Raw genomic sequence first — 19,298 nt, forward strand, 5'->3', positions numbered from 1 at the left:
GGCAGGAATGACTCCTGCTCCGTTATTCTGATGATTCTAAATGCCGTTTCAAGCTCTTAAACCGGCCATTGGTTCCTGTTCTCTTTTTCCGGTACGGTTTTCTGCATAATCCACAGGTTCAAAAGGAAACCGGGGTCAGAACCCCAGTCTTTGTACTATTTTTTCGACTTCTACTGCAGCAACCGAATCATCCGGGATTTCAAAGAGAGGTATACCTTTTATGTCCATTTCCTCGATTTTCGGGTCTAGAGGTATCACCCCAATCAGGTTAAGTTTCAGATCCCCGGCCAGTTTCACGAGCTCTTCGCGGTTTGCATCTGTAACTTTGTTTGCAATAACGTGAATTTTGCCAACATTTGAATCCAGTTCACTCACAAGTTCACGAATCCTTTCGGCCGTCCTGAATCCCCTGCGTGAGGCGTCAGTTACAACAATAAGATCATCAATGTCCCGGATTATTTTCCGGCTGAAATGCTCAAGCCCGGCTTCCGCATCAATGACAACTACATCATAATTCACGATCAGTTTGTCCATGATGCCACGGAGGAGGTTGTTTACGTAACAGTAGCAGCCTGTCCCTTCGGGCCTGCCCATTACCAGCAGGTCATATCCCGGCATTTCTTCAATGATCTCATATACTTTACTTTTGAGTACCGATTCCTTGTTCATATCGGGGTTGTCAGGCCTTGGTTTTTTGATTTCAGCCTGCAAGGACTCCTTTGCGTCCCCTACGGTTTTTACGTTCTCACAGCCAAGGGTCTCTGGCAGGTTAGTGTCTGCGTCTGCATCAACTGCCAGTGTAAACTTCCCGTTTTTGGAAAGGTAGCGGATCAGAAGAGCCGCTACCGCTGTTTTACCAGTCCCACCTTTTCCCGTTATTGCAATTACTTTTGTCACAGCATACCCCTTTTGGATTGTTTTTCTGTTTTAGGCAATAGCCTGTCGTCACTCAGTTATTTCTTTTCCTTCTTCTCGCTGATGATCATCCTGTCAATGGTGATCTTTGCGTTCTTGAAGGTCAGCTTTATTCCGCTACCTGAACCGCCGGACATCATTGGCATTGCAGGCATCTGGAAGCCGGCTGCAGGCATCATCATTGGAGCGGCTGCAACAGCTACTTCCTCTTCTTCTTCCTCTTCTTCTTCTTCCTCTTCTTCAGCTGCTGCCCAGGTGGCAACTATCGGGTGTTTCTTCTCTTCGAGGAAGGCCTTCAGGGACTGGATGTCAGTTGCGTCTTTCTCGGTTGCGATCTTGTCTTTGAGGTCTGCAGGGATGGTTTCGTCAATCTTCTCCTTAAGCATCGAGGGGAGCCACACTACTCTGTTCCAGCCGCCGTCAGCCTGGATGAACTTCGGGGAATAAAAGTAGTTGATACCGATACCGAGGAAACCTACGATCTGCTTTCCGCCACCGGTCTGACCGGCCATTGTGGAGAATCCGATACCGTTCGGGGCCATTCCCTGGTACTCTCTGTTAACCCAGCCAATACCGTCGACTTCAGGGATGTAGAACCCGACTACTTCAAAGCAGCCGCAGGATGTGTGCGGGGAGTCAAAGAAGGAGTGGAGTTTGATCTTGTCGAATTCGCCGGCGGAGAGTTTCTTGGCAATGTCGTTCACACCGGAGTATTCGCCCATATTGGCATCAAGAAGTTCACCCTTGGCGATTTCAAACTGGGGGCCTTCGGGGTCTACCTTTGCTGCTGCACGGCCGTCGAACCAGTTGATTGCACCACAGAGGGAAACCCTGTCAGGAGAGACTACGCAGACGTTGGTCGGAGCAAAGGACTGGCAGAGTGTGCATCCGTAGAAGACATCCACATCTTCATCGTGCAGGTCTTTTGTCCTTGCGTCTCTTGCCTTGAAGATATCCTTTGCGGCTTCGAGCTGCTTCTTAACCTCTTCTTCATCGGTGTAGAAGGTAACCTGCATCTTCTCGATGAAGGGCAGTTCACTCTTGAAGAGCATCATTACAGCTTTTCCGAAGGAGTCGAAGGAGTCCATCTTTGCAGCTGTGTCCTTGGAAACTCTCATCCAGACATCGTACCTCTGGTTCAGGTGCATGATGCCCTGGCAGTAGTTGATGAAGTCGTGAACACGCCTTTCTACGACTGATTCGAGATCAGGCTCGACAAGTTCTCCACCAATGTTAAAGACCATTGCCCAGGGGTATGTCTTCCCTTCTTCGAGCTGCTTAAGGTCAGGACCGACAATTGTTACTTTGTCATCCACGATTGAATCCATATCTGCCGCACGGACAAGTTCCAGACCGACGGACTTCGGGCCACCAAGCTCTACAAACATTCCTTCTTTTCTTACTCTTTCTCCTTCATACATTGGGGAAATGTCAAATGGGAATTCTGCCATTGTGTTTTCGCCTCCTAAATAGAATTATAATGCATCAATAAGTTCATCCAGGGCAGCATAGTGGTCTGCCTTACTCAGGTTTCCGAAGGACATTGTTGCGTTCTGGATGTAGTTCCTGTCAATTGCGATTGCCTTTATACTACTGAAGTTTTTAGTCCCGGACAGTACCTGATTGAGGTAATATTTGATGTGCCCAAGGACGATGAGTGTGTCATAAGTCCCATTGCCGTCAAGCCCGGGCCAGTTTTGGTCTGTTACATAAAAGCCTAGCTGGTGAAGGTTGATGTACTTTGCATCAACATCCTTGTCAACAAAGCCGGGCATAGAGCTTCCGGTAGCTGCAATAGGAATTTTTGTTTTCTGTGAAATCTTCACTACCCTGGCCAGGAGTTCCGGATCAAGGATCTTTGTCCCAACCACAATGAGTGGCCTCTTTGCCTTTGAAATCAACTTGGCTGCTACCTCAGGGGTGGTCGCTTTGGAAGTTGTCACTCCGTAACTGGTAAAAAGCTTGGTGTTTTTGGTAGTGTCTACCATTTTCAGGCCTCCTTGCAAAGTCTCTTGAGGTTCGTTGGCTGTGCTGAGACATCGAACTTAATCTTCGGACCGGAGATAATTTTCTTCCTCTTCCAGTCAATTTCCCAGCCATGCTCTGCTTCAAGCCTCTTGAGGAGTGATTCACGCTTGGCAAGTGGGAGGTCGGCTTCGTTTCTAACGAACTTCCACCAGTCTTCCGGTTCTACTCCGAGGTACTTCAAGGAAAGCTCCATCCAGTGGGTCAGCTTTATAGATCTGCCCATGTTGTTGTCGGACGGGCGGATGCAGGCTTTTGCCATCATGGGGATTGCTTCCTGCCAGGTCTCTGCGGTTGTCAACAGGAATTCCGGTGCTGGTGGGATGTTCATCTCTGAGCCATCTCTGGCGTCATAGACTTTCCACTTGGACTCATCATAGTTCTTGGCAATCAGGGCTCTCCTGTACTTGGAACTGTGTGGGCCGAGCACTGCCGGGATACCATAGATATTACATCCGGTACCGATTGAGGCTGCTTTCTGAGAGTATGCACCCCAGGCAAGTCCGCATGCGCCTACACGGTTGAGAGTGTAGTCTGCAATTTCTGCCAGGTTTCCTGCCATGGTCCTCTGGGCAAAGATTCCGGCAACTTTCTCAGCGGCTCCAGTGATGTGTGCGTTGGACACACAGGAACCATTGTTAAGCAGTCCGCCACCTGCGAATGTACCCGGATACCTTTCGTAAAGGGTCTTGCCTTCTTCGTCCTTGAACATACCAATGTCCATTGCGGAACATCCGGTAACGGCCAGGAGGTAGTTTCTCTTCAGGAACTCTTCGGCGATGAGGTAAACATCTTTGGTACCGCTTGGGTAGTTCGGACATCCGATGATTGCGATGATGCCTGGGGTAGTCCCCATAACGAGGTTCAGGCCTTCTTTCCTGATCTCGGCGTCACTTACCTGTCCTCTGCCGGCTCTGACCCATCCTTTCTCTTCGCTGATAGCCTTCTGTGCAGCTTTCTCAATTACGTTCAGGATTGGGATTTCCTTCTTACAGACCTGTTCGCAGCGGCGGCACCCGATACAGATATCATGGAGGGCTTCAAGGTACTCGTAGCTCCCCTTGGATGCATATTCAAAAGCTTCTGGGATGTCGAGCTCTTCCGGACATGCCAGCAGGCATTCTCCGCACTTGGCACACTTGTCAATGTATACTTTGAACTCTTCGTCAGTCGGGATTGCTGTGATACCTTCTGCATCGCGGATTGGGGCCATTACTTCGGCAAGCTTCGGGACGAGTTCTCCGAGCTTTTCATAGTCCAGCATTACACAACCAGGTATTGCCCCTGACTTGAGTTCCTCAACTATTGAATCCACATCTGCATCTGTGCGGTCCGGCAGGCCCATCATGATCTTTTCGTTGGAAGCGATAACAGGGATCCTGAGCTTCTGGGATTCTGACAGGACATCACCGCGGACGCACTGTTCGTCGACAACAATGACATCAGGCATTCCGGAACGGATAACCTTCAGTTCTTTAGCCAGGGACCCTATGATTTTGGCGTATGGGAGTCTCCTATCGGCTTCTTTGTACCTGCTCATGTCGAATGCGGTACAGCAAAGCCCTGCAATTTCCATCTTGTCGGTGAGGTTATTGTCCTCCATGTAGTCCATGATGTAGGTTACACCGGCTACGTTGTGCCCGATGACAACAATGATTGGCTTGGACTGGTCAAGGGTTCCCATTCCGATTTCAATGAGAGGGGCTTCCGGATCAGCTTTCGGGAAATCATATGCCGAGATCTGGGCAATATCAGAAATTTCCATGCCGACGTGGTCCAGGCTACCACTGAATAGGGACTTTGAGTCGTAGTCAATTTCTGCGCTTTCCTGACCTGCGTGGATGGTTGCAAGGAGCTGGGTGAGCTGTTCTTCAACATACTCCATTGGAGCTCTGCATTCTCCGAGGGTCTTTGGGCTGAGTCCTGTGCAGATTGTGACGTTAGGGGTCAGGACATTTGATTCTCCAAGGTTGAGTGGAAGATCTTCACCAAAGATCTCGATCACATGGTCAAGCAGGTGGCGTCCGTGGGCAGCATGGCATGCAGTACCTGTAATTACACGGAGGAAGAATTCCCTTCCTGTCTGGCCAGCCATGTCAATACCACAGGCTCCTCTTTTGTTTCCGGAAAGGTCACAAGGTCCATAGGTACAGTAACAGCACTGGTCACACATGGGGGTTAAAACAGGCTCGTAGCGGTTAAGGAGAAGCAAGTTCCAGCTTCTGTAGGATGCTATGCTGGCCAGATTAGTAGGTCCCATCGGACCTAATTCTTTTGCTTTTTCTTCCGCAGCCTCCTTTGCTGCCCCTACAATATTATTGATAGTGATCTGAACGGATTCAAGATCTTCTATAGAAAAACTCCCAGTAGTTAATTTGCTCATTTTAGCTTTACCTCCTAAATACGCTTAAAGTCACTTCGTCCGACGATTCTTGAAAGTTCCAGCTATTTAAATGACTTTTTTAGAGATCGTTTTTCACTTTTTATAGAAATTACACACTTAAAATACAAAATCAAGTACAGTATATTAAGCAGTTAAAACTTGAATTGTTAAAGAGTTGGGAGTTCACTGCTTTTATTTTAGACATCAAGTGGGTAAGTCCTATATTCGTAAATATTGTGATCTCATAAAAATAAAAGAGATCTTAGAGACTATCCGAAAAGTTCTATGCATGTTGTAAAATTTACAATTGGACAATTAGTGTTCATTATCCGGAATCCGTTCTTTTGTGATTTGTCGATTGTAGAAGTTACAGTAGGTCACAGCACTTTTTGGATATACTCCTAAATTACACATTAGCGACGTATTATAAATAATTTCCATTTCTGTTCGGTTTAAATATAAAAATAAAAAAATTATATTATATATATCCAATCTAAACTCTTACGAGTCGTTTACTCGTGGTGACGCATGAAAAACGGCATCATCTACTCATTTTTCCTAAGAAAAGAATATGAAATTATTCGAATAAGATGCAAAACGAAAGTACCAGTGAGTAGCAGAACTTTTACGTTAAATCAGGTGTAAAAGGCAGAAAATAGCCACATGACTAACAGACATATGATACAAAACTATTAAGTAAACGTCATAGTCATACTCACATTTTACACAGTTATGGGGTTATTGCTACCGGTTTTGTACTTAAAATGCCGAATCCTAAAAATGGCTTCAGAGCTTTTTAATTTTATCAATAGTTAAATTGTTGTAGCATTAGTTATTTATACTACCTCTCTTTTGTGTATTTTGACAGTCGATTGAGTTAAGCGGAGTATCAAGAATCCCAAAAGTTACTTATTACGAACTCAGTGAAATTCCACTAAATGTTCTCGTAATTATTAACGTGTCCTTAGAAGAGGAGGCATTCGTCTTTGCGACCTTCTCCAGGTAGAGCAGAATGAGGCTGCTGACAGAATAGGGTGTCCCATAAAACGTTCTGGAACGACATCCTAAAGTCCTGGGAAAAGTGTGGGGCCTGCTTTAACGAGCTACTTTACTATTTTTCCGCAGCCTCTTTTGCTGCCCCTACAATATTATTGATAGTGATCTGGACGGATTCAAGATCTTCTATAGAAAAACTCTCGGTAGTTAATTTGCTCATTTTAGCTTTACCTCCTAAATACGCTTAAAGCCACTTTATCAGAGGATTGTATTTACGATATTTAACATACTGAGACTGACTGTGCAATTTATATTGACGTCTGCTTGAAAGTTCCAGCTATTTAAATGACATTTTTAGTAGATCGTTTTTAACGTTTTAGAATTTACACACTTACAATACAAAATCAAGTACAGTAAATTAAACAGTTAAAACTTGAATTTTCAGAGAGTTGGGGGTTCAACGCTTTTGTTTTAGACCTCAAGTGGGTAAGTCCTGTATTGGTAAAAGTTGTAATCTCAGAATAATAAAGTGGGTAAGTCCTGTATTGGTAAAAGTTGTGATCTCAGAATAATAAAAGAGATATTAGAGACTATCCGAAAAGTTCTATGCATGTTGTAAAATTTACAATTGGACAATTAGTGTTCATTATCCGGAATCCGTTCATTTGTGATCGCTGATTGTAGAAGTTACAGTAGGTCACAGCACTTTTCGGTTAGACTCCTAAATTACACATAAGCGACGTACTATAAATAGTTTTCATTTCTGTTCGGATTAATTATAAAAATAAATAAATCCGTTGTATAAATCCTATTTAAACTCTTACGAGTCGTTGACTCCTAATAAAGCATGAAAAACGGCATCATCTACTCCTTTTTCATAAGAAATGAACATGAAATTATTCGAATAAGGGATAAAACGAAAGTACCAGTGATTGGCAGAACTTTTACGTTAAATCAGGTGTAAAAGGCAGAAAATAGCCACAGGACTAACGGACATAGGGTACAAAACTATTAAGTAAATGTCATATTTATAATCCCCTTTTATACAGTTATGAGTTTGTTGCTATCGATTTTGTACTTAAAATGCCGAATCATAAAAATGGCTTCGGAGCTTATTAATTTTATCAATAGTTAAATTGTTGTAGCATTAGTTATTTATACAACATCTCTTTTGAGTATTTTGACAGTCGATTGAGTTAAGCGGAGTATCAAGAATCCCAAAAGTTACTTATTACGAACTCAGTGAAATTCCGCTAAGCGTTCACGTAATTATTGCCGTGTCCCTGGAAGAGCTTGAGGCTATTCGTCTTTGCGACCTTCTCCAGGTAGAGCAGAGCGAGGCTGCTGACAGAATGGAAGTATCCCGGAAAACTTTTCGGAACGACCTCAAAAAGGCAAGACCGAAGGTGGCTGATGCTCTTGTCAACGGAAAAGCGATCGAGATATCTGGAGGAGAATACGTTAATAGTGGTGAATGAAAGGTCGATTTCTGTTCCCAGCAAAACACTTATGGCCGCTATATGCGGGGATTTTTTGGTAACTTTAATCGTCTCAAACTTTTGGATTCCTGGTTTGATGGCATTCCAGCTGAGTAGATACTTTTGGCTTTATTATGGTATTTTGTGTTTACTCTAATCCTTAATGACGATGTTAAGGTATACTTTAAACGCTTTAAGTGAAATATATTGATCGATAGATATTTATTACGTGTCGCATAAGTGTAATTTGATGGTCAATAGAGTTAAACGCAGGGTATCTTGCTTTCCAAAGGCCACCTATTACAAACCCAGAGAAATCCCTCTTTGCCATCTGGAAATCGCCAACCTATCCATAGAAGAGCTTGAGGCTATTCGTCTCTGTGATCTTCTCCAGGTAGAGCAGAGCGAGGCTGCTGACAGAATGGGAGTATCCCGGAAAACTTTCTGGAGCGACCTCCAAAAGGCACGACAGAAGGTGGCTGATGCTCTTGTCAACGGAAAGGCAATCGAGATTTCTGGAGGAGAATACGTTAATAGTGGTGAATGCAAGGTCGATTTTTTCTGTAAAGAATGCGATCATGTGTGGGAACCAAAGTGCAATCAGTCTCGTCCCGCAAGCTGTCCGAATTGTGGTTCCGATCTAATTTTCCGACTCGGCGGCGATGGAAGGGGAAAGAGGTTTATTGAAAACGATTACTGTTGCCCTAAAAAAAGGGAAAGCAGCAGGAATACTAATGAAGGAAGCAAAAAAGTGACAACAATAGCTATACCATCGATGAGTGATTCTGGATTGGAGTCTGATGTATGTGCCCATTTTGGCTCATGCGAATATTTTACCATTGTAGATGTACGTGATCAAGCCATTACTGGAATCAGGACGATAAGCAACAGGGCTATAGATGGCGAGCATAATTGTGCTGCCCCTTCGAGAATCTTGAAATCTCAAAATGTCGAGATCGTACTTGTCTCGGGCATTGGCGGAAGACCGTTAATGTCGCTGGCTGAAAATAAAATTAAGGTGTTTGCAGGAGCTGCGGGCAAGATTTCCGATGCAGTTCAGAACTTTAACGATGGGATACTATCAGAATTGTCTACTACGGGCACATGCAACTGCTCTCATCATTAAAGTGAGATAACTGTATATTGAAAGAAAAATGCAATTTCTGCGAGGGCATGTTTATTCTATACATTTCCTTCAACTGAAATGAAATGTATAGAAAAAATAACTCTTCAGGCAGTCTTTACAAGACTACCTGAAGAGTTGCAGAAATTTAAATAAAATTGCTTGGAGATTAGACCTACTTTTTGTAGGTTAAAAATTTTTTGTATATTAGACATATTTTTTATTCCACGCATATTTGTAAGTTTTTAAAGGAAAATGTGAGAAAGCTTGATAGAACAATCTCAATTATTCTATTTCATTGCAGCCTCCGCAGCCCTTACATTTCTTCCGGGGCCCGACATTCTATTCGTTCTCACTCAGAGCATTTCACAGGGAAAAATGGCAGGAATTGCAACAGCAACGGGTTTGTGTACAGGCATACTTGTCCATACCAGTGCAGCTGCATTCGGGATTTCCGCCCTTGTGTATAAATCTGCCCTTGCCTTCGAAATCGTAAAATATGCCGGGGCAGCTTACCTGCTTTACCTTGCCTGGAATGCCTTAAAAGAGAGTGAACAGCTGGTGTCTTCTGCCCCTGTCCGGGAAAATAATGCGTTTGCCCTTTACAGGCGCGGGATTTTCATGAATGTCCTTAATCCTAAAGTTGCCCTTTTCTTCCTTGCATTTCTTCCCCAGTTTGTAAATACCGGAGCAGGCAGTGTCCCCATGCAGATGGTATTCCTGGGAATAGTGTTCCTGGTGCAGGCCTGGCTGATTTTTTCTGCAATCTCGGTCTTTGCCGGAACTATTGGCGATAAAATTACACAAAAGCCCGGAATCGGGAAGTACATCAAGTGGGGGAAAGCAGGCATCTTTACCGTAATAGGGGTAAAACTTGCGCTGTCCCACAAATGAGTAAAAAACTTCCGATTTAATTAATGATTCAAGTCTTCAAAAGCTGAAATTGTCCGATTTTAAGTTTTTTCCTTTAAGCGGGCTGGGAAAAATATAAAATAATATTTTTTCTTTTTCACCGTGAGTTATTTTGCAGTATTTTTCTCTTCCTTTTCCTTCTCTTTTTCCTTCTTCTTTAAGTCATTCATCAAGCCCTTTTCTTCCAACGATATAGTTTGCAACCCTGAGGGCATCCCTTTCTCCGGTCTCTTTTTCGGAGGAGTCACTTAATTTCACTACCGGAATGCCGTTTACACTGTGGAGTTTTATTACCATATTCAGGGGAGGGCTTTCCCGGAAGAACTCATAATTGTTGGTAAGGCTTGTGCCTATTCCGAAACTACAGTTTATTTTGCCCTGACAGTACTTTTTAAGCCGGATTGCAGCTTCAGCGTCGAGGGCGTCGCTGAAAACAATTACCTTTTTCATGGGGTCAATGCCCATTTTCCTGTAATGCTCTATAACCCTGTCCACAAAGATGAGAGGGTCTCCGCTGTCATGCCTGAAGCCGTCGTAGATTTTTGACAGCTTCAGGTCCATATCCTTAAAAAAAGCCTCAGAGCCGAATGTATCCGTAAGGGCAATTCCAAGGTCTCCTTTGTAGACCTCCACCCAATTTTCAAAAGCGAAGCGGTTAGCGTACCTGAGTCCTATAAGAGCAGAAGTGCCCATTATCCATTCGTGACCTACCGTACCTATAGGTTTTAAACCATACTTCTTTGCAAAATAGACATTGCTTGTTCCTGTGAGGGTTTTTATCTGCAGGAGGTTTTTCATCACATGGTCGTGGAGTTCAAAGCTTCTCCGCCTGCGGGTCCCGAATTCAGAAAAAAGACAGCCGTTTTCCTCAAGAGCCTTTCCGATTTCCAGAATTTTGTCTCCATAAGCTGCAATTACGGATTCGGATGTACCCGGGCTTATCGTGTTCCCGTTCCACTCCTTCTCTATAGTTGTGAAATAGAGCTCGGAAACCGCAGCCATAAGGACAATCTCCCACAGAATCGTGCTGTGCCAGGGCCCTTTTATCCGTATGTCAAGTTCTTTTTCCCCTGTGAGGCAGACTTTTACTTCCTCGGGTCTGAAACGAAAATTTTTGAGGTATTCAAGATACATGGGTTTCAGAAAAGGACAGTATTCACCAAGCCAATGATATTCTTCTTCTGTCAGCCTTAATCCGGTTATCTCTTCGTCTATGACTCTCCGGAGCTCTACTACAAACTCTTCGGAAAAGCGCTGGGGTCCCCGGTTGGTAAAACGGTATTCTGCTTCTGCTTTGGGGAATAGTTCCAGTACAGCCATCTGCATGGTGAACTTGTAAAGATCGTTATCAAGTATGGATTTTATCACGGAAGGCCTTCCTTTAACGTTTTAGGTTGCTTCTGGTGCAACATCCGTAACTTCTTAGTAATATTTCGGCTTTTTGCTTCATGTATATAGCCTTTTATATTTTTAAAATTGCTGATTTCTAATGTACCCACATAAAAGCAAGTTTTCTTTATTAAGATTGGGCAGGCTTTAAATCTTTTTCCTGTCTTTCCCGCCAAACAAATAATTACCTGAAAGACAGATACTTATTCTGAAAATTAATTTTAACAGGGGTTTTTGGGGAAATGGAAAGAGAACTTAAGTTCGCAACAAAATGCGTGCATGCAGGAGAAAAGCCGGACCCGGTCTTCGGGGCGCACACGACTCCGATATTCCAGACTTCAACTTTTATTTTTGAGAATGTAGAACAGGGTGCTGCCAGATTTGCAGGAGAGGAAGCCGGGTATGTATACGCAAGAATCCCTCCGAACACACCAACACATGCGGTCCTTGCCGAAAAGGTTGCTGCGCTTGAGGGTGGGGAGGCAGGACAGACTTTTGCTTCAGGAATGGCCGCAATAACTGCAGTTGTGCTTTCTGCCCTGAAACAGGGAGACCACCTGATCTCAACGGATGTGGTGTATGGCTGCACCTACAGCCTTTTTTCAGAGGTTCTGCCCGGGCTTGGGATAGATGTCAGTTTTGTTGATACGTCCGATATAGAAAATGTGAGGGCAGCCTTTAAGCCCGAAACTAAAATGGTCTTTCTGGAAACGCCTGCCAATCCCACAATAACTGTCTGTGACATCAGGGAAATTGCCGGGCTTGCAAGGGCACAGGGAGCCATCTGCGTCGTAGACAATACCTTTGCCACGCCTTATTTCCAGAAGCCTCTTCTGCTCGGGGCGGACGTTTCCCTCAGCAGCTGTACAAAATACATAGGCGGGCACGCAGACCTGCTCGGCGGAGTCGTTGTAGGAAGCAGGGATTTTATGAAATGCCTGGGAAAGGTTGTCGGATATACAGGCGGGATCATGGGAGTGCACGAAGCCTGGCTCTGCATCAGGGGGCTTAAGACCCTGCACATCCGGATGGATAGGCATGCCGAAAACGCCATGAAGGTTGCGAGCTTCCTTGAGTCCCACCCCGCAGTGATATGGGTAAGGTATCCGGGGCTTTCAAGCCACCCCCAGCACGAGATCGCAGAAAAACAGATGAGCGGGTATGGTGGAATGCTCTCTTTCGAGATCCGGGGCGGGGTTGAAGCCGGGCGCAGGCTTATGGACAGCGTCAGACTCTGCTCCCTTGCAGTGAGCCTCGGGGCAACTGATACCCTTATTCAGCACCCTGCTTCCATGACCCATGCCTGTATTCCAGGGCATATAAGAAATAAGGTCGGAATTAAAGACGGACTTGTCAGGCTATCTGTGGGAATCGAGGACCCTGAAGATATAATTGCAGACCTTGAACAGGCCCTTTCAAAAACTTAATGCTGGGCAGGAAGAGGATTTCACCTGTTTTATTTTCGGAACCCGACAAGGTATATTTGCCGCTGGAATAATCTTCTATCTACAACATTAAAAGCATAAAACCAGAACCGCAAGACCAGACAAACCGTAAGCTAAATTGAAAGACTGAACCGCGAGACCGAAACCGCAAATTGAAATCCGGGGGAATTTCATATGAAAGCACTTGTATTCGGAGCCGATGGGTTTGAAGACCTCGAACTTTTCTACCCTTACCACCGTTTGAAAGAAGAAGGAATTACCACACATGTCGCCTCTATGAAGAGGGGGCCGATAACGGGAAAGCACGGGTATGAAATTGACGCTGACATCGCCTTTAAGGATGTAAACCCTGCAGATTATGACATCCTTGTGATATCCGGTGGAAGAGGGCCCGAAAAAATGAGGCTCGACAAAGATGCCCTTGAGATTGTAAAACACTTTTTCAAGGAAAACAAACCCGTTGCTGCAATCTGCCACGGCCCCCAGGTTCTTGTTTCGGCAGGCGTTATAAAAGGCAGGAAAGCCACCTGCTGGATAGGAATAAGGGACGACATTATGGCCGCAGGAGCACTTTACGAAGATCGTGAAGTTGTCGTGGACGGAAATTTAGTATCATCAAGGAACCCCTCTGACCTTTACGCTTTTGGAAGGGAAATGATTAAACTGCTGAACTAAACTATTTTTAGGAGTACAGGGTTTTGGGGATGGTAGGCAAAATACCTAAAATGTAAATTTAAACCATGATCTTTACTGTATTTGATTTTTTACATCGAGTGCGTAACTCCTATGAAAAAAGTATTATCTTTAAGTAATTATTTATAGATCATTAAGTCTCTCTCTTTGAGAGACATGATGAAACTAAAAGAAATAAAGGATAATGCAAAAAAATACATAGAATTATGCAAACTTCTATACACAGACTCTCGCACCCCCAAAATTACAAAAATATTGTTATGGATTACTATAGGCTATGCATTATCACCAATCGATTTAATACCTGATTTCATACCTATAATTGGACATCTCGACGATATGGTAATCCTTCCTGTTCTTTTGTATATTGCAATAAAATCAGTACCCAAAGAGGTATATATAGAAAATTACGTTAAGATTTTAAAGAAATAAGGGTTGTAGGGTAAGTTATTGAAAAACGTAGGCATGAGAAATTCTTTCTATTTTCCTCAAATACAGGGGATATAATCACTTTTTCGAAATTGATAACTAACTCAAGGACACGGCCAAATTTTGAAATCAGTGAATATTTTGTGCTTTATTAATGCTGTTTCTTGCTATTGAGTGAGAATGCCAGGATTATGGTATCTTAAAAAGACTTTGTAATATTTTGATATATGATGAGTTCATCAACTTGTCTATTTGGCTGCTTTCCATCGATAGTATTATTGTATAAATACAAACAAACACAAAATATATAAACAGCAATTCGTATAATCAAAAATGTGTCAATCTCACAAAAAACAACAAATGCAACAATAGACAAAGCAATACTCTTAGCGCCAACGGTTCTTATTTACTTTATTAGTTACTTTTTTATATTTATTAAAGAAAACCCAATGAAAACAATAACATTAGACTATACAACCACCTTAATAAGCTTAATACCACCAATAATATTTTTAGCAGCAATATTTCTTATTCACAAATTATCAAGCAAATCGGTTAAGAGTACCAAAAAAATTCCTTAAAAAAGGTTAATTTTGTGAGACTTTCTTGTTTTCACCCTACATTCCACAGATGTACACAGATGTAGAATATATTTGCCGATTTGCTCACTCTACTCATTAAAGGCAAAATGGATTTTTAAGCTACTGCCATATTGGGATAATTGATGGTATTATAAGTGTCTTCTGCGCCATAGTGAACTGGCTGGAATGGATCATTGGTCTCAAGGTGATGTATCTTTTGTCATCGGTTAACGAATTTTATGTACAACTCCGAATACCATTTTTGCGATTTCCATACTTAAATGTTAGATGCTGGCATAAAATTAACACTTTTAGAAGTTGTGTATCTTAACGGAATCCAGATGAAAAAGATTAAGGACATAATTATCGGGCAAAAGCAATGTATGGACTGCAGAAAAACTTTTGATAAAAGGGGAGTCTACTCCCATCTGCGGCTTTCCTCTTAAAAAAAGGAATTATAAAAGATTCAATTTTAAGCTGAAAAAAAAGATATAACGCTTGATCTTATAATACTGTCTTAATTTAGAGGTCCCGGAAATACAGCCGGATAAAAATTTAAGGTGGGAATAGAAACATGAAGGATATAGAAGATTTAATCCAGAAAGCTGTGGAACTGCAGAGTAATGGGCTTATTACCGCCCAGATTGCCGATGAACTCAACGTTTCAAGAGAAACGGTTACCTGGCTTTTAACCCGTTCAAAAAAAGAAGAAATAACCCCCGCTCCAAAAGATATTTCTGTAAACTGGAGCAGTATAGGGAAAAGTGCTGAACGTCTCCACAACATCTCGCTTGCACTCTGTGACATGGTGCTTGAGACCCTGGAAAAGGAAAACTCCGAGGTAGACGTGGTTGTTGGCATTGCTGCCAATGGTATTCCCCTGGCAAGCATGATGGCATATGAACTGGGTGCAGATTTAGCGATTTATCATCGTAAAGGACAGGATATTGTTCAGACAGGCCACAGGGGGACCATCAGCAGAAATTTTGGATCAGTTGCCGGTAAAAACTGCGTTATCGTGGATGATGTTGTTACCACCGGTTCCACCAGTATGGAAGTAATTGAGCAGCTGAGAGAAATGGATGCAAAACCAAGAGTTGTAGCGGTACTGGTCGATAAAAAAGGTGCAGATACAATCTCTAATGTTCCGATTCAGTCTCTTGTAAGAATTGTACGTTTGGACTGAAAAATACCCAGGTTCGTTACGAAATAACTTAGACAACACATAATTATTTTGGAACAAAATCGATGGAGATGCTTACGAAAATAGTTAAGCACAGTGTAAACATGGACCTGAGTTATTTCGCGTTGGAGCCTCAGAAGGTTAACCTGTGCCTGAAGAGTTTGTCACCCTATGGATGAGACTAAGGCAAGGCCTTCACGCCGGATGTCCAGAATACCTATCCTTATCCCGAGCGATAGCCCTGACCTTTTAGACTAGCTTTCAGGTAGATGTGCTTAGATGTGCTTAGATGTGCTTAGATGTGCTTAGATGTGCTTAGATGTGCTTAGGTCTGGGAGATACGTCTTCGGGAGATACGTCTTCGGGAGATACGTGCAAAATAGCTATCCCGGATTCTCGTCCAGATCACTACAATGCCTTCGACAGAAATGCTCACCCTATCAGTTTTCTTAATATCCTGAGCCGATGGGCCAAATACTCAATACCCGGATTCACACCTTGTGATAAGGTTGCTAGAGGGTTTTTTGGGTATGTTACGTGGTTAACCAGGGAATAAAGAAAAAGCGTTTTTTATTCTATTCAAAATGTCAAAACGGCACCTTTTTATTATGTAAATACATATATTTTGAAAATGTTTATAACGTGTCATCAAGTTTAATGAGTAATTATACAACCATTCTTTAAGCTGACAAACAATCCATAAAACTAGAGATTTTGAGGGGTTATCATGAAAGATTCTGAAGTAAAAATGTTGGACGAAAACGACCATATTTTTATTAAAGCATTAAGTGATCTCGGGATGTCAAGAAATGCCGCTACAACCATGGCATATCTTATGAATGTAGACGAAGCTTCATCCTGGGAAATTGAAATAAGTACTGGATTAAGGCAACCCGAAGTCAGTCTTGCAATGAGGTTAATGTGCGATAAGTCCTGGGTTAATATGCGCTCCGAAAAAAAGCCTGGAAAAGGGCGGCCGATGAAGATTTATTCTCTTGCGGCTCCGGTTGACGAGATCATAAGTTATTACGAAGACCAGATTTACAAAGAATCTCAGGCAACCATCTCAGTAATCAAGAAACTGAAAGTGATGAGCAAACAGGTGGCTCTCACTTCCTCAAAGTGAAGGCTTTCAAACAGGATTAACTCCATAATGGCTGACAATCCTTTTTGGGAATTCACTATTATGGAAAAAAACATTTAATATGGACAGCTTGCTTTTGGGTAGCTTCATTTAGCTTTTCTATCTTCTCATCCTTAATGTGCAGCTGGTTCTTCGACAGGCAACGCCTTCACGCCTTAACCTATCCTTTCCCGGCGATAGCCTTCGTCTTTGTACGTGGCTTCCAGGTATGTGTACGTGTTCGGTATGTGGAGGGTTACAGAAGCTATGCTTGGTTCCCGTCCAGATCACTACAAACTCGATAGATATTCTAGTGTCGCGTCAGCAGTAAAATGTCATATAAAATCAAGAACAACTATTCAGAATTATTCAATCTTTGGGGATTGACGCGACACCAGGAGACTTTTTAATATCTTATGGGATCGTCAAAAAAACCCGAAAATAATAAACAGTCTCTAAAATATTCTTTAACATATGACTAATGATAAGTATCATGATAAGTATCGTCTGTTTTATAACTCTCTAAAAGATCTTTTAAAAAGCGTTATTAAGTATTTTAGTCCAGTTTGATGCGGATTTTTGCGGAAACGCCATCCCAGGAGAGGCCAAAATAAAGTTCGAGGCGATGTCCACATCTGATCTTCCATAAGGTGAAAAATAGAACCTGCTGCAAGGGTAAGGACTTTGATATCTCCTCTTTTATCATATAAGTATAAACCTGTCAGAAAGAGGGTAAAAGAAAATAACAATGTATGAGCTATTATCCGTCCGTTTGCAATGGTAGAAGAAAAGATAACCATTCCTAGAGGTTTATCTATAAAGTCTGGAAGGAGCGATCCAATGACCAGATATGTTGGATCTATAATGGTCCTTAATTGTGGTATAAAAAATGCAAATCCGAAAAATACCCCCAGCGTGACGCCAATATGTCCAAAAAGAAGCATCAAAATTAAAAGGTACTTTAGTTACATATAAATATGGTCTAAAGATCTGTTTCTTGCAGAACTTTACCAAAATAGCAACGTTTTGACCTAAAGTCCGCCATATTAAACTGGCTGGAATAGACCATTGGTCTCGAGTTGAGGTTAAAAAACAGAGAAATAGCAATATTTTAGGGTAAAAGGTTGCTGTCTGAAAATAAGGTAAATAAGTTTTACTATAAAACCTATTTACCTTTTGCTTCCTTTATATTTATTCGATTGTTTCTATTCTCTCTTTCTTGACAAAGGGCTTGCTGATTTTCTCTGGCATCCAGCTAGGCCTATTTTTTGGGGCTTTGACAACTTGTTTCCATGCCTTGAAAATGTGCACCTTCTTTGTCCCGCGTTCCCTGAGACGGAGAATCTCCGGTTTGGATTTTGTCCCGTTGCTCCGGTTTGCTGCTTTCAGAGCAGCCTGACGAGGCTGTTTTCCAGTGAAAACTCCGTGTTCATTGCCGTCTTCGTCTCTTAATACAAAATTTCTTGTGTCAGACATAAGAGTCATCTCGCAAAATATGTTACTAGAGACTGATTAAGTGTTAAAGCATATAAACTTTTTCTTTGAATGTTGTCGATAGTTATTGGTTTGTGATAAGATCCCCATTATTTTAGGAAGAATATATAAACTAAATTTTTCTATATTGTTGTCAAAATGGGGTATATGTAAATATTTATATCTTAGGATCTGTGATGAAATAATATAGGCAGTAGTTAAGAATGTATTAAATAACTTTCATTAGCTAGATGGCTGATTTGACTTCAACTGAATTATTCATTACCTGAGTTCTTTCGTTACAAATACTTAAGTTTTCTATTAACTCATCCTTTTTGTGCAGCTGGTCGGTAAGAAGGTCAACCTGTGCCTGGAGTTGATCCTCCAACAGGCAAAAATAAGGCACGACCTTCATGCCGGATTTCCAACATGCCTATCCTTATCCTGGAAGCCTGGCATAATCCTTCCACGTATGGTTGTCGGGTTTAATAACGGACCGGATTAGAACCATACCTTGAACCATGTAGTTTTTCATCTTCTACTTTTATTTTATGCGATACAGTTTCACCAGTTGGTTTTTCGTCTTCTACTTTTATTTTATGCCAACCACACAAACAGCAACCTTCTTTGTAATGCATGATATGTTTTACAACACAAGCAAACCCTATTGTTGCTAAGATACAACCCACTATTTTCATAAATTTATGCACAATTATTCACTCCAATTTATTATTATACCTTATCGTTTATGAAGATACGCAAACAAGCAGACTTGTTAAATTTGCAACTGGTAGATTTTTTTAACTTTGAACCTTCCATCCCCTGGCAGTTAAATTATTTGCATGTGCTATTCCTGTAGTTGATGGTGCAGCATTTCCAGTTAAATCTAAATCCCCACCATTAGTATTATATGAATCCAGTGTTTGGAGTACCACATCTACTGCTGTTTGATTTAATGAATTACGACTAGCATTTAAATAAAGTAAACCGGGATCATTGGAAATATCTAAACTTGTGAGGTCATTATTATACATATTCACAGTACATTTTCTACCAGCAGGGAAACAACCAGAAAAATTAGCAGCATTATAATGATTATTGGCTGATAGAACGCTTTTCAAATGTGTTGAAGTCAGGTGCAGAGCACCGC

General features: G+C 42.1%; 16 protein-coding genes and 1 pseudogene. 8 read left to right on the forward strand and 9 right to left on the reverse strand.

Features of this window, described 5'->3' with window-relative positions:
- Positions 1 to 135 precede the first annotated feature (135 nt).
- Genes EO92_RS07230 through cdhA form a run of 4 tightly spaced genes read right to left on the reverse strand, consistent with a single transcriptional unit; the run spans position 136 to position 5,323 of the window.
- The gene (locus tag EO92_RS07230) at positions 136 to 897 is read right to left on the reverse strand and encodes a carbon monoxide dehydrogenase accessory protein CooC (protein WP_048170419.1); all 762 of its coding nucleotides are present in this window, start codon (positions 895 to 897) and stop codon (positions 136 to 138) included.
- Between the two features lie 56 nt (positions 898 to 953).
- Positions 954 to 2,366 (reverse strand): CO dehydrogenase/CO-methylating acetyl-CoA synthase complex subunit beta, encoded by a 1,413-nt coding sequence (cdhC, locus tag EO92_RS07235; RefSeq protein WP_048170421.1) that lies wholly within the window; start codon positions 2,364 to 2,366, stop codon positions 954 to 956.
- Positions 2,367 to 2,390: 24 nt separating this feature from the next.
- Positions 2,391 to 2,903, reverse strand: coding sequence for a CO dehydrogenase/acetyl-CoA synthase complex subunit epsilon (gene cdhB, locus EO92_RS07240; protein ID WP_048135321.1), 513 nt, complete (start codon positions 2,901 to 2,903; stop codon positions 2,391 to 2,393).
- 2 nt (positions 2,904 to 2,905) lie between these two features.
- Positions 2,906 to 5,323 carry a CO dehydrogenase/acetyl-CoA synthase complex subunit alpha gene (gene cdhA, locus EO92_RS07245; RefSeq protein WP_048162662.1) on the reverse strand — a complete coding sequence of 806 codons (2,418 nt, stop codon included), beginning with the start codon at positions 5,321 to 5,323 and terminating at the stop codon, positions 2,906 to 2,908.
- Positions 5,324 to 7,533: 2,210 nt separating this feature from the next.
- Here cdhA and EO92_RS07250 point away from each other — a divergent pair.
- From EO92_RS07250 to EO92_RS07265, 3 genes are all read left to right on the forward strand, one after another.
- The gene (locus EO92_RS07250; RefSeq protein ID WP_369793130.1) at positions 7,534 to 7,797 is read left to right on the forward strand and encodes a DUF134 domain-containing protein; all 264 of its coding nucleotides are present in this window, start codon (positions 7,534 to 7,536) and stop codon (positions 7,795 to 7,797) included.
- Positions 7,798 to 8,047: 250 nt separating this feature from the next.
- Positions 8,048 to 8,923 carry a DUF134 domain-containing protein gene (locus tag EO92_RS18940; RefSeq protein WP_082107966.1) on the forward strand — a complete coding sequence of 292 codons (876 nt, stop codon included), beginning with the start codon at positions 8,048 to 8,050 and terminating at the stop codon, positions 8,921 to 8,923.
- Positions 8,924 to 9,187: 264 nt separating this feature from the next.
- Positions 9,188 to 9,814, forward strand: coding sequence for a LysE family translocator (locus tag EO92_RS07265; RefSeq protein WP_048170425.1), 627 nt, complete (start codon positions 9,188 to 9,190; stop codon positions 9,812 to 9,814).
- A 180-nt stretch (positions 9,815 to 9,994) separates the two neighbouring features.
- Here the strand turns inward: EO92_RS07265 and pncB are convergent, their stop codons facing one another.
- Positions 9,995 to 11,200 (reverse strand): nicotinate phosphoribosyltransferase, encoded by a 1,206-nt coding sequence (gene pncB, locus EO92_RS07270; RefSeq protein ID WP_048170427.1) that lies wholly within the window; start codon positions 11,198 to 11,200, stop codon positions 9,995 to 9,997.
- Positions 11,201 to 11,463: 263 nt separating this feature from the next.
- Here pncB and EO92_RS07280 point away from each other — a divergent pair, with 263 nt between their 5' ends.
- The 5 genes from EO92_RS07280 (at position 11,464) to EO92_RS07300 (ending at position 16,678) form a co-directional block, all read left to right on the forward strand.
- A complete protein-coding gene (locus EO92_RS07280; protein WP_048170429.1) occupies positions 11,464 to 12,648 on the forward strand; it encodes a PLP-dependent aspartate aminotransferase family protein in 1,185 nt (394 codons plus the stop codon).
- A gap of 192 nt (positions 12,649 to 12,840) precedes the next feature.
- A complete protein-coding gene (locus EO92_RS07285; protein WP_048170431.1) occupies positions 12,841 to 13,341 on the forward strand; it encodes a type 1 glutamine amidotransferase domain-containing protein in 501 nt (166 codons plus the stop codon).
- A gap of 177 nt (positions 13,342 to 13,518) precedes the next feature.
- Complete coding sequence (locus tag EO92_RS07290; protein WP_048170432.1) at positions 13,519 to 13,791, forward strand: YkvA family protein; 273 nt, start codon at positions 13,519 to 13,521, stop codon at positions 13,789 to 13,791.
- Between the two features lie 1,152 nt (positions 13,792 to 14,943).
- Positions 14,944 to 15,555, forward strand: a complete 612-nt coding sequence (locus EO92_RS07295; RefSeq protein ID WP_048170434.1) for an orotate phosphoribosyltransferase-like protein — start codon at positions 14,944 to 14,946, stop codon at positions 15,553 to 15,555.
- A gap of 724 nt (positions 15,556 to 16,279) precedes the next feature.
- On the forward strand, positions 16,280 to 16,678 hold the full coding sequence (locus tag EO92_RS07300) for a transcriptional regulator protein (protein ID WP_048170436.1): 399 nt from the start codon (positions 16,280 to 16,282) through the stop codon (positions 16,676 to 16,678).
- A 509-nt stretch (positions 16,679 to 17,187) separates the two neighbouring features.
- On the opposite strand, the gene EO92_RS07305 is transcribed toward EO92_RS07300, so the two are convergent.
- The 4 genes and pseudogenes from EO92_RS07305 to EO92_RS07315 form a co-directional block, all read right to left on the reverse strand.
- Complete coding sequence (locus EO92_RS07305; protein WP_048170438.1) at positions 17,188 to 17,619, reverse strand: metal-dependent hydrolase; 432 nt, start codon at positions 17,617 to 17,619, stop codon at positions 17,188 to 17,190.
- A 247-nt stretch (positions 17,620 to 17,866) separates the two neighbouring features.
- The gene (locus tag EO92_RS07310; protein ID WP_048136091.1) at positions 17,867 to 18,151 is read right to left on the reverse strand and encodes a non-histone chromosomal MC1 family protein; all 285 of its coding nucleotides are present in this window, start codon (positions 18,149 to 18,151) and stop codon (positions 17,867 to 17,869) included.
- 482 nt (positions 18,152 to 18,633) lie between these two features.
- Entirely contained in the window at positions 18,634 to 18,846 is a 213-nt protein-coding gene (locus tag EO92_RS17060) for a hypothetical protein (protein ID WP_235283237.1), read from the reverse strand.
- Between the two features lie 102 nt (positions 18,847 to 18,948).
- Positions 18,949 to 19,298, reverse strand: a pseudogene (locus tag EO92_RS07315) (hypothetical protein); the annotation flags it as partial.

It is taken from the genome of Methanosarcina sp. 2.H.A.1B.4 (assembly GCF_000979385.1).
Lineage (GTDB): Archaea > Halobacteriota > Methanosarcinia > Methanosarcinales > Methanosarcinaceae > Methanosarcina.

Bases quoted from the DNA above. Each gene is read 5' to 3' on its own strand.
- cdhC (WP_048170421.1), bottom strand. From the start codon at position 2,366: ATGGCAGAATTCCCATTTGACATTTCCCCAATGTATGAAGGAGAAAGA.
- cdhB (WP_048135321.1), bottom strand. From the start codon at position 2,903: ATGGTAGACACTACCAAAAACACCAAGCTTTTTACCAGTTACGGAGTG.
- cdhA (WP_048162662.1), bottom strand. From the start codon at position 5,323: ATGAGCAAATTAACTACTGGGAGTTTTTCTATAGAAGATCTTGAATCC.
- EO92_RS18940 (WP_082107966.1), top strand. From the start codon at position 8,048: ATGGTCAATAGAGTTAAACGCAGGGTATCTTGCTTTCCAAAGGCCACC.
- EO92_RS07280 (WP_048170429.1), top strand. From the start codon at position 11,464: ATGGAAAGAGAACTTAAGTTCGCAACAAAATGCGTGCATGCAGGAGAA.
- EO92_RS07285 (WP_048170431.1), top strand. From the start codon at position 12,841: ATGAAAGCACTTGTATTCGGAGCCGATGGGTTTGAAGACCTCGAACTT.
- EO92_RS07290 (WP_048170432.1), top strand. From the start codon at position 13,519: ATGAAACTAAAAGAAATAAAGGATAATGCAAAAAAATACATAGAATTA.
- EO92_RS07295 (WP_048170434.1), top strand. From the start codon at position 14,944: ATGAAGGATATAGAAGATTTAATCCAGAAAGCTGTGGAACTGCAGAGT.
- EO92_RS07300 (WP_048170436.1), top strand. From the start codon at position 16,280: ATGAAAGATTCTGAAGTAAAAATGTTGGACGAAAACGACCATATTTTT.
- EO92_RS07305 (WP_048170438.1), bottom strand. From the start codon at position 17,619: ATGCTTCTTTTTGGACATATTGGCGTCACGCTGGGGGTATTTTTCGGA.
- EO92_RS07310 (WP_048136091.1), bottom strand. From the start codon at position 18,151: ATGTCTGACACAAGAAATTTTGTATTAAGAGACGAAGACGGCAATGAA.
- EO92_RS17060 (WP_235283237.1), bottom strand. From the start codon at position 18,846: ATGAAAATAGTGGGTTGTATCTTAGCAACAATAGGGTTTGCTTGTGTT.